Origin of the sequence: Bacillus sp. YKCMOAS1 (assembly GCF_030268125.1) — a bacterium.
Taxonomy (GTDB): domain Bacteria; phylum Bacillota; class Bacilli; order Bacillales; family Bacillaceae; genus Bacillus; species Bacillus safensis.
The window spans coordinates 764,275-779,995 of sequence record NZ_BSEI01000002.1 but is presented as its reverse complement, the minus strand read 5'-3'; the positions used below and the strand labels follow the sequence as shown (position 1 = coordinate 779,995).

General features: G+C 41.9%; 15 protein-coding genes. 2 read left to right on the top strand and 13 right to left on the bottom strand.

Annotated elements, in window-relative coordinates; all coding sequences use genetic code 11:
• Window positions 1–4 precede the first annotated feature (4 nt).
• The 3 genes from QSJ46_RS08970 to xylA form a co-directional block, all read right to left on the bottom strand.
• A complete protein-coding gene (locus QSJ46_RS08970) occupies window positions 5–691 on the bottom strand; it encodes a glycoside hydrolase family 11 protein (protein ID WP_064497461.1) in 687 nt (228 codons plus the stop codon).
• Window positions 692–778: 87 nt separating this feature from the next.
• A complete protein-coding gene (gene xylB / locus QSJ46_RS08965) occupies window positions 779–2,278 on the bottom strand; it encodes a xylulokinase (protein ID WP_285604591.1) in 1,500 nt (499 codons plus the stop codon).
• Window positions 2,279–2,313: 35 nt separating this feature from the next.
• On the bottom strand, window positions 2,314–3,651 hold the full coding sequence (gene xylA / locus QSJ46_RS08960) for a xylose isomerase (protein ID WP_212039947.1): 1,338 nt from the start codon (window positions 3,649–3,651) through the stop codon (window positions 2,314–2,316).
• Between the two features lie 210 nt (window positions 3,652–3,861).
• On the opposite strand from xylA, the gene xylR reads away from it, so the two are divergent.
• A complete protein-coding gene (gene xylR, locus QSJ46_RS08955; RefSeq protein ID WP_144494299.1) occupies window positions 3,862–5,022 on the top strand; it encodes a transcriptional repressor XylR in 1,161 nt (386 codons plus the stop codon).
• Between the two features lie 43 nt (window positions 5,023–5,065).
• Here xylR and QSJ46_RS08950 read toward each other — a convergent pair whose 3' ends face one another.
• The 3 genes from QSJ46_RS08950 to csaA all read right to left on the bottom strand — a co-directional run bounded on the left by QSJ46_RS08950 (window position 5,066) and on the right by csaA (window position 8,935).
• The gene (locus tag QSJ46_RS08950; protein ID WP_285604590.1) at window positions 5,066–6,673 is read right to left on the bottom strand and encodes a glycoside hydrolase family 43 protein; all 1,608 of its coding nucleotides are present in this window, start codon (window positions 6,671–6,673) and stop codon (window positions 5,066–5,068) included.
• Between the two features lie 24 nt (window positions 6,674–6,697).
• Window positions 6,698–8,089 (bottom strand): MFS transporter, encoded by a 1,392-nt coding sequence (locus QSJ46_RS08945; RefSeq protein ID WP_285604589.1) that lies wholly within the window; start codon window positions 8,087–8,089, stop codon window positions 6,698–6,700.
• A 513-nt stretch (window positions 8,090–8,602) separates the two neighbouring features.
• On the bottom strand, window positions 8,603–8,935 hold the full coding sequence (csaA, locus tag QSJ46_RS08940) for a chaperone CsaA (RefSeq protein ID WP_285604588.1): 333 nt from the start codon (window positions 8,933–8,935) through the stop codon (window positions 8,603–8,605).
• Window positions 8,936–9,162: 227 nt separating this feature from the next.
• On the opposite strand from csaA, the gene QSJ46_RS08935 reads away from it, so the two are divergent.
• Window positions 9,163–9,642, top strand: a complete 480-nt coding sequence (locus tag QSJ46_RS08935; RefSeq protein ID WP_039179231.1) for a hypothetical protein — start codon at window positions 9,163–9,165, stop codon at window positions 9,640–9,642.
• Here QSJ46_RS08935 and QSJ46_RS08930 read toward each other — a convergent pair.
• The 7 genes from QSJ46_RS08930 to QSJ46_RS08900 all read right to left on the bottom strand — a co-directional run bounded on the left by QSJ46_RS08930 (window position 9,639) and on the right by QSJ46_RS08900 (window position 15,649).
• Window positions 9,639–11,267, bottom strand: coding sequence for a YndJ family protein (locus QSJ46_RS08930; RefSeq protein WP_285604587.1), 1,629 nt, complete (start codon window positions 11,265–11,267; stop codon window positions 9,639–9,641). The two genes, QSJ46_RS08935 and QSJ46_RS08930, sit on opposite strands and share 4 nt — an antisense overlap.
• The gene (locus QSJ46_RS08925) at window positions 11,257–11,865 is read right to left on the bottom strand and encodes a DUF4166 domain-containing protein (RefSeq protein ID WP_285604586.1); all 609 of its coding nucleotides are present in this window, start codon (window positions 11,863–11,865) and stop codon (window positions 11,257–11,259) included. The genes QSJ46_RS08930 and QSJ46_RS08925 overlap by 11 nt, the downstream gene beginning before the upstream one ends.
• Window positions 11,828–12,709 carry a hypothetical protein gene (locus QSJ46_RS08920; RefSeq protein ID WP_285604585.1) on the bottom strand — a complete coding sequence of 294 codons (882 nt, stop codon included), beginning with the start codon at window positions 12,707–12,709 and terminating at the stop codon, window positions 11,828–11,830. Before QSJ46_RS08920 ends, QSJ46_RS08925 begins: the two co-directional genes overlap by 38 nt.
• 147 nt (window positions 12,710–12,856) lie before the next feature.
• On the bottom strand, window positions 12,857–13,429 hold the full coding sequence (locus tag QSJ46_RS08915; RefSeq protein WP_047202672.1) for a TetR/AcrR family transcriptional regulator: 573 nt from the start codon (window positions 13,427–13,429) through the stop codon (window positions 12,857–12,859).
• A 3-nt stretch (window positions 13,430–13,432) separates the two neighbouring features.
• A complete protein-coding gene (locus tag QSJ46_RS08910) occupies window positions 13,433–14,152 on the bottom strand; it encodes an MBL fold metallo-hydrolase (RefSeq protein ID WP_285604584.1) in 720 nt (239 codons plus the stop codon).
• A gap of 36 nt (window positions 14,153–14,188) precedes the next feature.
• Window positions 14,189–14,662, bottom strand: coding sequence for a GyrI-like domain-containing protein (locus QSJ46_RS08905; RefSeq protein ID WP_285604583.1), 474 nt, complete (start codon window positions 14,660–14,662; stop codon window positions 14,189–14,191).
• Between the two features lie 54 nt (window positions 14,663–14,716).
• Complete coding sequence (locus QSJ46_RS08900; RefSeq protein ID WP_285604582.1) at window positions 14,717–15,649, bottom strand: helix-turn-helix transcriptional regulator; 933 nt, start codon at window positions 15,647–15,649, stop codon at window positions 14,717–14,719.
• Window positions 15,650–15,721: the final 72 nt, after the last annotated feature.

Sequence of the window (15,721 nt, the reverse complement as noted above, 5' to 3'; positions counted from 1 at the left end):
GCTTTTATCGTCCAATAAACAGCTGGTTTGTCATCACATTCGCACTTCCACTGCTTTGGTAGCCTTCTACAGTAAATGCCGTTTCATACATTTTACCCATTGGCATGCCTAAGCTTTCCCATTTATTAAAATGCGCACTGACGGAGACCGTTCCGCTTGTACGCTTTGTTTGACGTACACTCCAATATTGCTTGAAGGTCGCAATCCCGATAATGGAAGGCTGATTGACGCGGGTCGTTTCATAAATGTCATATGTGCCTCCATCGGCATAAAATGATCCTTTATACGCTCCTGTTGGACGATATGTGCCCCATGAATCAACGATGTAGTATTCTGCTAATGGAGATTGTGTCCAGCCATAGACACATAAATAGGAATTCCCGCCTGGGTTAAAGTTTGCGTTGTAATTGATGGAGATGTTGCCAAGCTGATGATGAGTTTTAGTGGTATCAAACTTCTTTCCTTTCCGAAATAAAGCATTTCCGATACTGTTCCAGCCTGCAGTAAATGCCCCGCCGTTATTGAGTGTCATTGAGGTGTTTCCATAATCCTTCCATAATTCATAATCGTATCCGCTATGTGTACCCATTTCATTATTATAAATCGTTTTCGCATCAGCTGGCACAGCCGTCAGTGTCAGCACAAATCCAATACACACCACAAACAATAGCCTCAATCTTTTCAAATTCATTTTCCATCCCTCTCCTTTTTTCATCCGTATTGTTCTGTCATCCCTAAGGTGAAAAACCCATCACCTCCTTTCATGAAGCTCATTCTGCTAGATGGAACGATACGGCTTTAACCCGGCATGGATGTCTTTTGTTTGTGTATAAATCTTTTGATACAAATGAAATAAATCGGCATATACTTCTGCATGCTGCTGATTTGGCTCATAAACAGCGGCTTGATGGATCAATTGATTAGCACATGCTTCAAGTGACGGATACCACCCGCAGCCAACTGCAGCAAGCATGGCTGCACCTAATGCAGGCCCTTGTTCATTGTCTAACTGGATGACGTCAGCCTGAAAAATGTCTGCTTGCATTTGAAGCCATGTCCGGCTTCTTGCACCGCCACCAATGGACACAATAGAATCTATGTTTTTTCCTGCCTGCCGGAATAATGCGATAGATTCATTTAGCGAAAAGGTAATTCCCTCTAACACAGCCCTGACAACATGTGCCCTTTCATGCCTGCTGTCTAATCCAATCAAGCTGCCGCGAATGGTCGAATCCGCATGAGGTGTTCTTTCCCCAACTAAATAGGGAGTAAAGAGCAATCCTTTCGCTCCTGGCGCTACATGAGCCGCACCTTCTAAAAGTGATTGGAACGATTCCTCAGGTGCCAGTAAGTGTTTTGCCCAGTTAAGACTATATCCCGCTGAAAGGGTGACGCCCATTGTGTAAAAAGCGTCTTTTTTTGCATGGTGAAACAAATGCAAATTCCCCTGAAGTTCCCTTTCATGATCTTCTTCGTAGGAGAGAATGACACCCGATGTGCCGATGCTGCATAACGTGCGGTCAGAGGATAAGATGCCAGCACCAATGGCTCCGCAAGCATTGTCTGCCCCGCCGGCAAAAACCTTCACGCCTTCTTTCATCCCAACATCACGTGCAATGTGCGGCAAAAGTGTACCAACCTCCGCCTCTGATGTGACAAGTGGCGGGCAAATATGAGGAGAAATATCAAATGCCTGACAAATCTCCTCACTCCACGTCTGTTCACCGATATTTAACAGCAAAGTGCCAGCCGCATCAGAATAATCAATATGGACAGCGCCTGTTAAACGAAATCTGACATAATCTTTTGGGAGTAAAAACATGTCGATTTGTTGATCAATATGTGGTTCATGTTCCTTTACCCATAGTAATTTAGGCAGTGTGAATCCTTCTAACGCCTGGTTTTTTGTGATCATTTGCAGCCGGTCCCCCAGCTTTTTTGTCATGTGTTCACATTGTGCTGTCGTTCGTGTATCATTCCATAAAATTGCAGGACGGAGCACTTCACGAGATTCATTTAATAGAACCAACCCATGCATCTGTCCGGAAAAGCTGATGCCTTCGACTTGCCTTGAATGAACAGGCTGCTTTGCCATCAGTTCTTTCATCACAGCTATTGTCTGCTCTACCCAATCCTCAGGATGCTGCTCACAATATCCCGGTTTCTCTTGAATGAGGCGGTACGGCTTAGAGGCTTCGCAGCACACCTTTCCGCTCTCATCGACTAATATCGCTTTGACCCCGCTCGTTCCAAGGTCAATTCCCATCACATATTTCATGTTTTCACTCCTTCAAAACAGGTCCGCCCCTTCAATTAATCTTCTAACAAGTATTGATTTAAACGGGCCTTCAGCTGTTCCTCTCTTCCCGATTCGTTTCTGATCAAAGGATGTTTCAGCGCATATTCTTCTAATGTATGAAAGTTTGCCTTCCCTTCTGAAATGTCACGTCCAATCCCTTCAGAAAAGCTGCGATACCGGTGCTTTATCACATCCTCAAACACACGATCTTCTATGAGTCTATGAGCGACCCGCAGTCCCTTTGCGAATGCATCCATCCCGGCAATATGGGCATATAAAATATCGTCAAGTTCAAAGGAAGCTCTTCTCACTTTTGCATCAAAATTAAGACCGCCAGCCCCTAGCCCGCCATTTTGCAAAATTTCATACATGGCAAGAGTTGTGGCATACAGATCTGTTGGAAATTCATCTGTATCCCATCCAAGAAGCGAATTTCCTTGGTTCGCATCAACAGAACCGAGCAGCCCATGAATTCTTGCGACACGCAATTCGTGCTCAAACGTATGGCCAGCCAGTGTCGCATGATTGGCTTCGATATTTAATTTAAAATGAGAATCTAATCCGTATTGCTTTAAAAAGGCGATGGATGTCGCTGCATCTGTGTCGTATTGATGAGTTGTGGGCTCCTTTGGTTTTGGCTCAATTAAAAATTGACCTGTGTACCCAATTTCTTTTGCATAATCAACAGCCATATGCAAGAAGGCCGCCATGTGATCAAGCTCTCTTTTCATATCTGTATTAAGCAGCGTATCGTACCCTTCTCGTCCACCCCAGAAAACATAATTTTCTGCACCAAGTTCTTTGGCGGTTTCGATGCCTTTTTTAACCTGCGCGGCCGCATAGGCAAAGACATCTGCATGACAAGATGTCGCAGCACCGTGTACAAATCTAGGATGCTTGAACATATTGGCCGTGTTCCACAGCAGTTTTACTCCGCTTTGCTTCATGTATTCTTTCATTCTTTCTAAAATGATGTCTAATTGTTGATTGGTCTCTTGAAGCGTCTCTCCCTCTGGCGCGATATCGCGGTCATGGAATGAAAAATACGGTACATCTAATAGGTCAAAAAGCTGAAAAGCGACTTCCAATCTAGCTTTTGCTAAATCCATTCCGCTATAGGAGTCCCATGCTCTCTGCATCGTACCAGTTCCAAACATGTCAGTTCCATCAGCGGTTAATGTATGCCAATAAGCGACTGAAAAACGCAGGTGGTCTTTCATTGTTTTTCCGCCAATCACTTCGCTTGGATTATAGTATTGAAAGGCGAGTGGATTTTTTGATTGTTTTCCTTCATATTGAATTTTGCTGATTCCTTCTAAGCTGTATAACGTTTTCATATTTGATTTAGCCATTCTTCATTCCTCCTGAGTACACTTTGTAAGTTGATTCAACAAACTAATGATCAATGTATGAGAAAATCTCTTTGAATTTTCCATATTTTTTAGTTTTTTAGAAATATTTTCGTTATAATAAAGTTAAAATCATCTTTTTTATCGAATACATGCGAAAAAAAGCAGCTCTTCTCAACTTAATCTAAAGACGAAACAAATGGAGTGGATAACGTGGATATCGCTGATCAGAACTTTGTAAAAAAAATAAATCAAAAACTATTATTAAAAGAAATTCTCCAGCATGCGCCCATTTCGAGAGCAAAATTATCTGAACGCACTGGATTAAATAAATCGACTGTTTCTTCTCAAGTAAGTACGTTAATGAAGGAACATCTTGTCTATGAAATCGGCCAAGGTGAGTCTAGTGGCGGGAGAAGACCGGTTTTACTGATGTTTAATAAACGTGCTGGCTGCTCCATCGGGATTGATGTTGGTGTTGATTATGTCAATGGCATATTAACAGACCTTGAAGGGTCCATTCTTTACGAAGAGCAGATCAAGCTCCCACCGAGCTCTCCTGATGTAACGATACGTAAATTAATTGAATTAATACAGCAGCTCATCACACAAATGCCCTCTTCCCCATATGGGCTCATTGGCATTGGTCTATGCATACATGGGTTAGTGGATGCAGATGAACAAATCGTGTTTACGCCTCATTCCAAATGGAAAAATGTTGATCTGAAAAAGCCGCTCCAAGACACATTCCAAGTTCCGATCTTCATTGAAAATGAAGCAAATGCCGGTGCATATGGTGAAAAAATCTTTGGTGCCGCTAAACACTATGACCATTTGATCTATGCAAGCATCGGCACTGGCATAGGGATCGGAATCATTATCAATCATCACTTATACAGAGGAGCGTACGGCTTTTCTGGTGAAATGGGACATATGACGATTGATTTTAATGGACCAACATGCAGCTGCGGGAACCGTGGGTGCTGGGAATTGTATGCATCTGAGAAAGCCTTGTTTCAGTCTCTTCAAACAGATGGTCAGCCCATCTCCCATCAAGACCTGGAACAGCTGGCCAAGTTAAATGATATGAGAACGCTCAATGCTCTGCGCAACTTTGGATTTTACCTTGGCGTCGGTCTCACAAACGTCCTTCATACCTTTAACCCGCAAGCCATCATTTTAAGAAACAAAGTGATCGAATCACATCAAACAGTTCTACATGTGATTGGGGAGGAAGTATCCTCACGAATGGATACGCAATTCAGCTCACAGATAGAGCTGCTCCCCTCATCATTAGGACACAATGCACCAGTATTGGGGATGACATCTCTTGTCATAGAAGCTTTCTTGCAAGATGCCACCCTCACAACATGACCTCTGTTTCCAAAAAAGACAGCCCGCAGCGCGTTGTCTTTTTTTATTCATTTTTTTCCTCATAGCGAAAATAGTGAAAATCAGCAGGCAGACGCTCGCCGCTCGTATCTTGACACTGCATACCGACAAACGCCCCTGTAAAAAATCCCCCACCTCTAATGAAATCATCGGATAAATGGATGGATTCAAGCGGCACATCAATTACCTTCCAATCTTTTTGATCAAAAGAATAAGAATATTTATATGTCTCTTTCTGAACGGTCACTTTTAAATAGACATAAGTGACATCATCTGGAATGATGATTTTATGTGTCAATGGCTGAGAAAAGGCAAGGTTTTCACAGACAGATAGCTCAAGCGTGCGCCCAAGTTCCTCATCATATGTCACCTGGAGTGCTGTCCAGTTTTCCGTATTATAATAATTCACAAGACCAGCGGCTTGCTGAAAGTTTTCTGGGAAGAACGAAACAGCTGTCTCTGCTTCAAAATAAAAGCTTTGCCAGCGCCTTGCAACAAAAGCTTGGGTAAACTTAGACGTTAAAGATTCGTGACCGAATAACCTTAAATGCTGAGGTTTCTCCGTTAATGAACCAATCTGATCGGTAAACGGAATTCTTAATGTTTGGAAGTGTCTATTTAGTGTTGATTTTTTAAATTCATCGACTGTATGATAGGTTGGTGCAAAAACCTTTTCTTCGATTTTTGGCGCTTCAACCTCAAGCGTCCCCTCTTTTCCGCCTACAACATAAGGCCAGTCATCCTTCCATTCTAGCTTTTGAATGGCTGTTTCTCTTCCTAAAGGACACCACCCTCTCTGTTGAAAAATAGATTCCTTGCTTGATTGAATTGGGCGGCCAGTGAGATGAGCGAGATACCATTCATTTGTATGCGTTTGAACGATTGAAGCATGCCCGCATTTTTGAAGCGGATGTTCAGGCGCATGGAAGGCACTTAAAATCGGGTTATCAGGATGAACCTCATAAGGCCCTTCAATATGCGGGGACCGGGCGATCGTTGCCGCATGCTCATACCTGGTACCTCCTTCTGCCGTTAATAAATAGTAGTAGTCACCGATATGATACAGATGCGGCGCTTCTGTCAGTTTAATCGGTGTTCCTTTAAAAATGACCTTCCTTTGACCGATGAGCTTCTTTTCAGCCACACTATATTCCTGCAAGGCAATACCTGCAAAGGAATGGTGCTTTTCCCTATGATCCCACAGCATATTTAAGACGTATTTCTTCCCGCTTTGATCATGGAATAAAGATGGATCAAACCCGGAGCTGTTGAGCCGGATCGGTTCACTCCAATCGCCGTCCACTTCGCTTGCCGTGACCAAATAATTATGACCGTCTTTAAATGGACCATCCACTACTTTGATATCTGAATAAATAAGCCAAAACTGTCCATCTGCATAGCTTAAGCACGGTGCCCATACTCCGCCAGAATCAGGATTTCCCTTCATATCCAGCTGCGAGGTTTTTTGCAAAGGACGCGCAGCAAGGCGCCAATGAACGAGATCCTTCGAATGATAAATTTGCACCCCTGGAAACCACTCAAATGTAGAGACGGCCATATAATAATCTTCTCCGACACGGCAAATACTTGGATCAGGGTTAAACCCTTTGAGCACTGGATTGGTAATCTTCATTGAACTTCCTCCTCTTTCAGAGACCTACATTTTAAAATCGTCCATATGATCGATATATACCTTGTCTCTGTTCTCAAGCTCCCGTACGACTTTTTTATGTTTTTCTTCATCTAGGTTATAAAAATTAATATCCACCATCGCTAAAATCAGTAAGCATACAGGAATCACCGTAGTCGTGATTAAAATGCCCAGTAATGCTTCTGGTGTTTGCATTTGATTCGCAATATAGCCAAAGCGATCGAGTACAAGCCCTGGCACAATCCCGCCTAATGCCATCCCAAATTTAAAGAAGAATCCGATGATGGCGTAGATGAGTCCGCCCATCCTTTTCCCTGTTTTATATTCGCCATATTCAACGGTTTCAGGAATGAGCGCCCACATGTAAGCACCGGCTGTAATACTTCCTGCAGCTGCAATGAGCCTGAAAATAAGTATTAAAGTGATTTGACTCGGCGGTATCACAAGTAATGCAAGAAGTCCTACAATATTCAGCAATAATGAATAATTCAGCAGCTTTTTCTTTCCTAACAGCTTGTGCAGTTTTGGAATAAACGGCAGCACCATTAAAGCTGGCAGACTGCCAATGAGTCCGTACCATTTCACTAAATCTTCTCTGCCGAGGTTATACGTCACATAATAGATCCCAACAGAGTTGCTGATCGAGTTCACGCCAAAAATAATAATAAAGAAAATGCTTAATACAACAAGCGGACGATTCACACGTAACTGGACAAAGATATCACTGAACTTAATTTTTTCCTCCGGCTTTTGAAGCGTGACACGTTCATTCGTGCTTTTAAAACAGAAAATAAGTAATGCACCGCCAAGAACGCCGAGAAAAGCCATCGTCATCTGCCAGCCAAGGGCTGTATTTCCTGTTTTATCACTCAAAAAAGTCGCAAGAAAAGGAACAAAAAAAGCAACAACTAGACCTCCGAGATTAGCAAAAAGCATACGAACAGACGTAATACTGACAACCTCTTGGTTATTTCTTGTCATTGCGGATGTTAAAGCACCATAAGGAACATTGATGAATGTGTATGTAAGCGATAAACCAACATACGTGATGTAGGCATAAACGAGTTTACCCATTTCAGAAAAATCAGGTGTCGTAAAGCAAAGGATGGCGAGTACCACAAAAGGAAACGCACCGAATAACAAGTAAGGTCTGAACCTGCCAAAACGGCTGTTCGTTCGATCCACCATTGCACCAATAAACGGATCTGCAAGCGCATCAATGGCCCGAACAACTAAAAACATCGTCCCTGCTGCCGCCGCTGATAAACCATACACATCTGTATAAAAAAATAATAGATACGTAGAGACAGTTGCATAAATTAAGTTACATGCGAAATCTCCTGAAGCATATCCCACTTTTTCAGACATACGAATCTTTTTTAAATTCTCACTTACCATGAGCTTTCTCCCTTCTTCTCTTAGCCTCTTCTAATGAACAGATGATGGAGGGCAGCAGCAGTCAATGCAAAGAATATAAAGCGCTTTCAATTTGTTGTAAAAATGAAGCTGAACATCTAATCTTTTCAGCTTAGCCCACATACGCAGCAAATGATTTGAATGACAGAATCATCCCCTTTAATAGTCGGATCATCACTTAGAACTCATCTTAGTTTATCGACTAAACAAACTAAGATGAGTTCATTTTATAAAATCTGATCTGACTTTTCAATATTTTTTGAAAAAATAATCCAAATAATTGATTTCTTGTCAGTTTTCTGCTGAAACGACGTGAAAAACTGAAGTGAATCATTTAATGGTTGCAATTCAGTTCATCCCATGCTATATTTATCAAGCGATGAGCTGAATTGTGTAAGTCGGGTAACATGTCTCCTTGAGACACACACGAATGTGGCGTGTGGTTATTCCGCCTCAATACGCAAAAGACATCTTCTCAGGAAGATGTCTTTTTTCTTATCCTATTTTTGTCCCATTTTCTACAGGCTCATCTGTTGCTAGTAATACTACGTCTTCTTTTGACGGCATGCCCCCTAATACAAGCACTTCTGACTTGAACCCTGCAATTCTTCTTGGCGGAAAATTGACGACTGCTACGATTTGCCTGCCAATGATATTCTCAGCTGTATACCGTTTTGTCAGCTGAGCACTGGATTGTTTTAGACCAATCTCTTCACCAAAATCAATCTTGAGTTTTAATGCAGGTACTCTTGCCTCTGCAAAGAATCCTGCTTCGATAATCGTCCCAACACGAATATCTAACGCTAAAAACTGTTCAATATCTGCCATCTGATTCTCTCCTCTTCATTCAAGGGTAAGTTCATTTACTAGAGTCTTCCATTGTTTTTTCATTGTAGCACATTCATTTCGTAAAAAAAGTGAGTCAAAAAGCAACCTTTAGTTTACATAATGATTTTATTGTCTTGTATTAAATGTTTGCATCCTGAAAATGAATTCAGTAAAATGGCAAATAATCCTACTGCTTCCTCCCAAATATATTGGGGAGGGGTTAACACTTGTTTACATTATCGGATATGTGGACATTTTGCTGGTCGTTTTTCGTCATTCTTCCTATCGTTGCCATCTTGCATCAGGTTGGCCATATTATGGTCGCGTGGATGTTTGGCGCAAAGGTTTCTTTTGCTCTTGGCAGAGGCAAAAAAGTATTGAAAATAGGCGTTGTTGAAATTAGACGTATCTATTTTCTTGATGCATTTTGCCATTATGAAGAAATGAGGAAAAATAACCGATTCTCGCACATTCTTGTCTACCTAGGCGGATCATTATGCAACCTGCTCAGTGTTCTCATACTGAATACAATGATCGCCAATGATATCCTGCCAGAACATCAATTTTTCTATCAATTTGCTTACTTCTCTGTCTACTATGTATTTTTTGCACTGCTGCCAGTCCAGTATGCAGATCATCATCCGAGTGATGGGCAAGCGATTGTGAACATCATTCGGCACGGTGAACCATGTGACATCATTGACTAACAGGATGGCTTCCGGCTGTCAATTTGATAATGAATCGTTAAAAAGGGAATACCGCATAGCTTCATTTGATGAACTGCTGTGAGACTTTTATCTGTCTCCGGCTTCATATGAAAGCTTTCTTCCATTGGCAGTTTCATGGTGATAAAAGGCGTATGCAAATACAAACCTTCGTCACCGGTACTGCCTTTTGGACATGCACTTTTTAAGAGAAAGTCTTCCTTTTCATTAAAAGGTTTTAAAATGGCGGTCAGCTGAGAATATGGAAGCGGCAGCGCAATATTCATATAGCCCGCAGCTGCATCGTGATGATGAGCATAAAGTGCAAAAAAGACCTGCTCCCCTTTTTCGTTGTGACGAATCCACGCCCTGACATTCTTTCGCTCTTCTTTAGGATGTTGAAATGTTGTCAGACGTCCCTTCATTTCATAAGGGATACGAGATGTTCCTAAATAGAGCTGCCCTATTTTTTTAAACATGGGCTGAAGTAAAAAAACAAACGGCCTCACCCACCAATGAAAACAGACTGCTGCTTTTAAAGTAAATACCGTCGGATTTTCATAAAACCTTCGAATCACAGGTGATACCCTTTCAGCTGAAAACGTCGTTCCATTTAAATCATCAAGTGAATCGACTAAACCGAGCTTCTCGCGATCATGCATTCTTTCCTTTTGAAAAGAGATCATATGAAAACGGCCATGCACGCTTGATATCGGAAAGTTCTTCTGTTTCAATTGATCCTTTGGCCCTTCGATCAGCCATCCAATCAGACCTGGTAAAATCACAAAAAAAGCATTAATACTACCATGAAACCAAATCATCTGATCAATACTGATATAGGTCACGCGCATGAGCATGCCGGCGGAATAAAGCAGAGATAGCAAGATCGTCGCCATTAAGATGCAGCTAGAAAACACAACCAGCCTTTTTGCCACAGTCGATCGAAACCTTGTTTTCATACAAAGAATGCCGTACAAATAGAGTGCAATGACATATAGCATAACGCTGAACGTATCAAATAGACGGGAGAAGCTAATCCCAACAGCAATCATCACAGGCGACAGCAAAATCCCCCAGCCTGCCGCTTTGTATAAAGCTGTCTCTTTTTCTCTCTGTCTCCCTAATAATCCATAGAAAAGCGGGATAAAAAAAGCAGAGTAATGAAAATGAATAGCAGTCAAAAGCACAATGATTGGTGAAAAGGTCATTACCTGTATATCTGCTGTGTACAGCCAAAACCAAAGCCCGCCTAAAGCGAGATACATCCATGCACCATCGATCATCAATTCATGAAGCGGAAAGGTTCCCCTTTTCAGCAAACGAGTAAAGCCATATAACGCCAAGATGATCGTATACAAAAACCATCCCGATGCAAACAAAGCAGAATGATAGATAAATGCAGCTGTTGCACAAAGAGTAGCTAATGGAAAGGCTTTCATTAAAATACCGAGCAGTACTCCCGGCTTTCTCTCACTCTCTTCCTTCGCAAAAAAGGCTAACACTGCAGGAAGGAAAAACAGAATCGCTATTAGTACAAAAAACTCTGCTATCGGACCTGTCATCAAACGGGTGGCGATAAAACAACACATGAAGAGAAGGCTTGATATCAAGTGCCATTTATTCATCATGAGACTCCACCCTTTCAGTAAATCGGCCTTTATATGTAAAAAGAGTGCCAAACAGTCGATTTTTCACATGCACATGAATGGTATACTCACCCGAGTGCTCCTCGTAGCCTTCTGTGACATCTGACACACCATAAAGCCATGAAGGCAGCGGCCACTCACGTCCTAACAACAGCAGCCTCTGCTTGCCGGATTGAATGTGCAGAAAACCATGCTTTGTTACTGTAAAATGAAGCTCTGACATAAGAAGTCGAGGCTTTCCAAAATAGTCTAGTACTTTATGACTCTTCTCATCAATGATCATATCTGCATCAAAGTGCCTTTCCTTCTTGGGGAAATAAAACGTACGGAACCAGTGCATGCCTTCCTCTCCCTTATTTGTCATAAAGGGTTTATTCACAATTCGGAAGGGAATGTTTTTTCCTCTCTCAGGGAAAAAACAGCGAAAGTGTGGACCAATTTTGAAGAAAAATCGAATGAGCCCCGTTCCGCCGCCTATTTCCTCCATGGTACCTTCAGCAGTAAACGCACGGTTGTATCTCTCTTTTAATTTTGGATGCAGCTTATCGTAATCCTTTACTTGATGACGATGAACGACCATGTCTACCTCCCCTTTTCCGTTTGATCGAAAATACATCTATACAATCTTTTAAATTAATCATTCCTCCAATGGATAGGATCAAAAATGCACTCATCACAAGCGGCTCATGAAGTGTCGATTGTGGGGATACAATCCCGATACTAAGCATCATCAGCAGAAACACGCTTTGAAGAATGAACAGATATTTCTTTGATAGCTTAGGAATCAGCCACGATACGCCTATCAGGGCATAAAATAACCGAAGCCCTGTGCTATGATCAAAAGCAGAATGTGAAAATGGGATGACCGCTTGGCATAGCCAGACGATGGCAAACAGCAAACAAATTCCATAATGGGCAAGGGTTCTCTCCAGTAACAACCGAGGGTGCGTTCCCTTTTCAAGCCACGTCTTTAGTGCGCCAAAACTAAAGGCCGTCATAAACCCCATCATCGGGCGAAAAAGAAATCGATCTGCCCACGCCCACACTTTTCCTTCTTTCGTTTCGTAATCAAATTGAGTTTGAAACACAATATGATCGTTCGTTTTCACATATTTCCAATAGCCGCCGCCTTCTTTGATAAAAGACAACGGGTGTGACGATTTAAATTTCAGCGAGGATGCCCGTTCATTCCGTTCATCCATCATTCTAGTTCGATATGCTCCTGTCCCTGTGACACTTACACCAAAACCAAGATGCTTTTCATACAAAAAGGTTTGGGGCTGTTCATCTTGAGGTTCATTTAATGAAATGGTTGAAAAGCGCAAATCCCACTGTTCATGAAGCTTTGGATTTTGCGTATATTCCCATACTTTCTCTAAAGGTGCATGAATGGTTGTTTCCACATAAACAGGCTTTCTTTTCATCTGCCACTACTCCTCTATGTGAATTATTTCACATAATAAGCATACCATGTTTCACAAAACTGTCAAATCTTTATTCGTTTTCTCTTTAAAAAATTCGGCTAAACGGACGTTCCTTTATGATATCGATTTGCTATAAAAAAAGACCTGTCAAATAGACAGATCTTCTTTTTGCAATACTCCTGTGATATAGAGCCGAACCGCATAGCTCACACTTTCTTCAAGCTGTTCTTTTCGTTGAAATCCCTTTTTATTAGAAATATCACCGAAGCCGTGCAGTAAGCTTCTCAGTCCTCTGACGACATGCGTCATTTCCTCTTCCTTTACACCAAAGCGTGACATAATGGATTGGACAAACTGAACAAGGCGTTCTGCTGCAAGACGTACTTCTTTTTCGTTCATATGTGAAAAGGCAGCTTCATAAAGACCGGGGTGTTCTCGGACAAATTGCACATATTGTCTGGCAAAGGCTAAAACAGCTCCTTCTTTTTCCAGCCCCTCTGTGACTTGCATCCCTTCCTCACAAAGCATGGACAGCCCCCTTACTGCGAGTGCTGCCTGAATCTCATGAAGGCCGGATACGTGATTGTAAAGAGAAGGCGGTCTGATGTTCAGCCTTTTAGACAATGTAGCAATGGTCAAAGCGGAAAAGCCCTCTTCATCAACAAATGCTGCCGCTGTATCCATAATTTTTTCTTGTGTAATTCCCATTCTTGGAGACACGGTTTACTGCCCCCCTTTTTTTAGCTGGTGCTGCCTTTTACGGACGGCAGCTTGAAGCTTTTCATGAGGTTCAATAATAAGGTCACCATGTCCGGCAGCAAGACAGGATAAGCGCAGCGCTAGTAATTTTTCAGCGCTTTTTAGTGCGGTTTCTGCATCCCATGTGGCAAATGCCGGAAATGGAAAACTCCACCGAAACTCACCCGTTACCGATAGGCCCCCTTTTGTCACAAGTGCATCACCTGCAATGACAACTCCTGACTTTTCATCGTATAAAGAAATGCTGCCAGGTGTATGCCCTGGTGTTGCTATCACTTTCAGCGGTCCAATCTCATCTCCTTCTTCGACAAGCACATCTGGTTTTGTATGAATATTTTTCATAAAACTGCCTTTGATTTTTTGCTGGGGTTCACCAGGGAGCAAGGAAAAGTCACCTTCAAAAAGGCGGGCATCACGTTTTGATAAATAGACGACTGCCTCGGGAAAAGCCTTTTTCACCTCATCTAATGCACCGATATGATCCATATGGCTATGAGTGAGAATAATCTTATGAATTGGTTTGTTCTTTTTACGGGCAAATTCGATGATCGAGTTCGCCGCCATTTTTAAAGCAGCATCAATTAAAATGAGTCCTTCCTCTTCCTCAAATACATAGCAATTTACCGGAAATAATTGCGGCATCAATGTAAGCTGGTGCAGACGGTCAAAAGTTGTTAATCTCATGATTGCCCTCCTAAAACTAATGTCGTTAGTTTTATATTAACTAATGGTATTAGTTTTAGCAAACATTTTTTCATCAACCGCAATATAAATATCAATTTGCGCTTCTTTTGGATCAATAGATCTTTCATCATACCATTCAAAATCACCTGTATAAGTGCGGTATTGTCGCTGATCCCACGTCCAAATCTTGTGCCACGCTTCAAGCACAACCTCTTCAATTGGTCCCTTTCTCGTTCGAAATCTTGCGTAGGTGGACGCAGGAATCTCTATGACATGATCTCGCTGATGGTCCGCAAACTGCCCAGCTGTAAATAAATAAGAGCCATGTTCATCTTTCTCATAATCTGAATAAAGCCCTATGACTGGGGCTTGTCCCCCATGAAGCTGCTGCGAAAAAAATTCCTGCCAAAGCGGCGCAATCTTCCGCTCTTTTGTTTGCTCTATTTCGTTTGTAGTTCGAACAGACAACCCTTTGATCCATTGTTTTTCTAATGTCACGATATCGTACATACATTCTCATCTCCTTTTCTCCCATCATATAAAAAGAAACCTGACAACAGTGTGTCAAGTTTCTAATCGCTTCATAAATTGTTTTAATTGGAGATCAAACGCTTCCTTGATGTGCTGAGGTGAAAGAATGTCGACGTCCGGTCCTAAATGGAATAGGAAACTGTGCAGCCAATCATCTTGCGGCACGGTCAATGATGCCAAATAGGTTCCATCTGAACTGACGATCAATTCGTTCTCATCCACCCATTCCTTCACTTTGCCAACTGATGCTTCCGTTAACCTGAGCGTGAGTGTTGTGACTGAAGGTTCTTCATGCCAAGAGTCATTCCAAAGCTTCTCTTCATTTTTGATTCTTTTCGGCCTGAAATATGCTGAAATGGTGATGAGGTCTGTCATTCTTGTCAGCTTGAACAGACGAAAAGCTTTTTTCACACAACAGAACGCATACAAATACCAATGCCTTCCTTTTAAGACAAGCGTATAAGGCTCCACATTCCGTGGAAGTGTTTCACCTTTTGCATTGCGATAAGTGAACTGGATGAATTGATGTGCGGAGGCAGCTGTATGGAGCAGCTGAAGCTTCTTCTCTGCCTGGCTGTCTTTTCCCCATGAGCTTAAATCTATAAAGACATGATGCTGTTTCTCACTTTCATGAGTTTGTCGCGGAATAAGAGATTTGATTTTTTTCAGTACATATTCACTTTCTTTAAAGGAATATGCACTCGTCATGCTTTCAAGGGCTGTTAAAATAAGTTCAATGTCATCATCGGTAAATAATTTTTTCTCTAAACGATAGTCGTCAACAAGCGAAATGCCTCCGCCTGCTCCTTGTGTTGTCACAACAGGAATCCCGGCTTGATTAATGGTCTCAATATCGCGATAAATCGTCCTCACGCTCACTTCATGAAGTTCAGCAAGGTCTTTCGCTTGGACTTGCTTCTTGCTAATAAGCAGCATCACAATAGACAAAATACGATCGATTTTCATGCCTTTTCCTCTTTTTCATAAATGTAGGTTTTGATTTGATAAAAAAAGAAAGAATGGTAAAGATAAGGAACA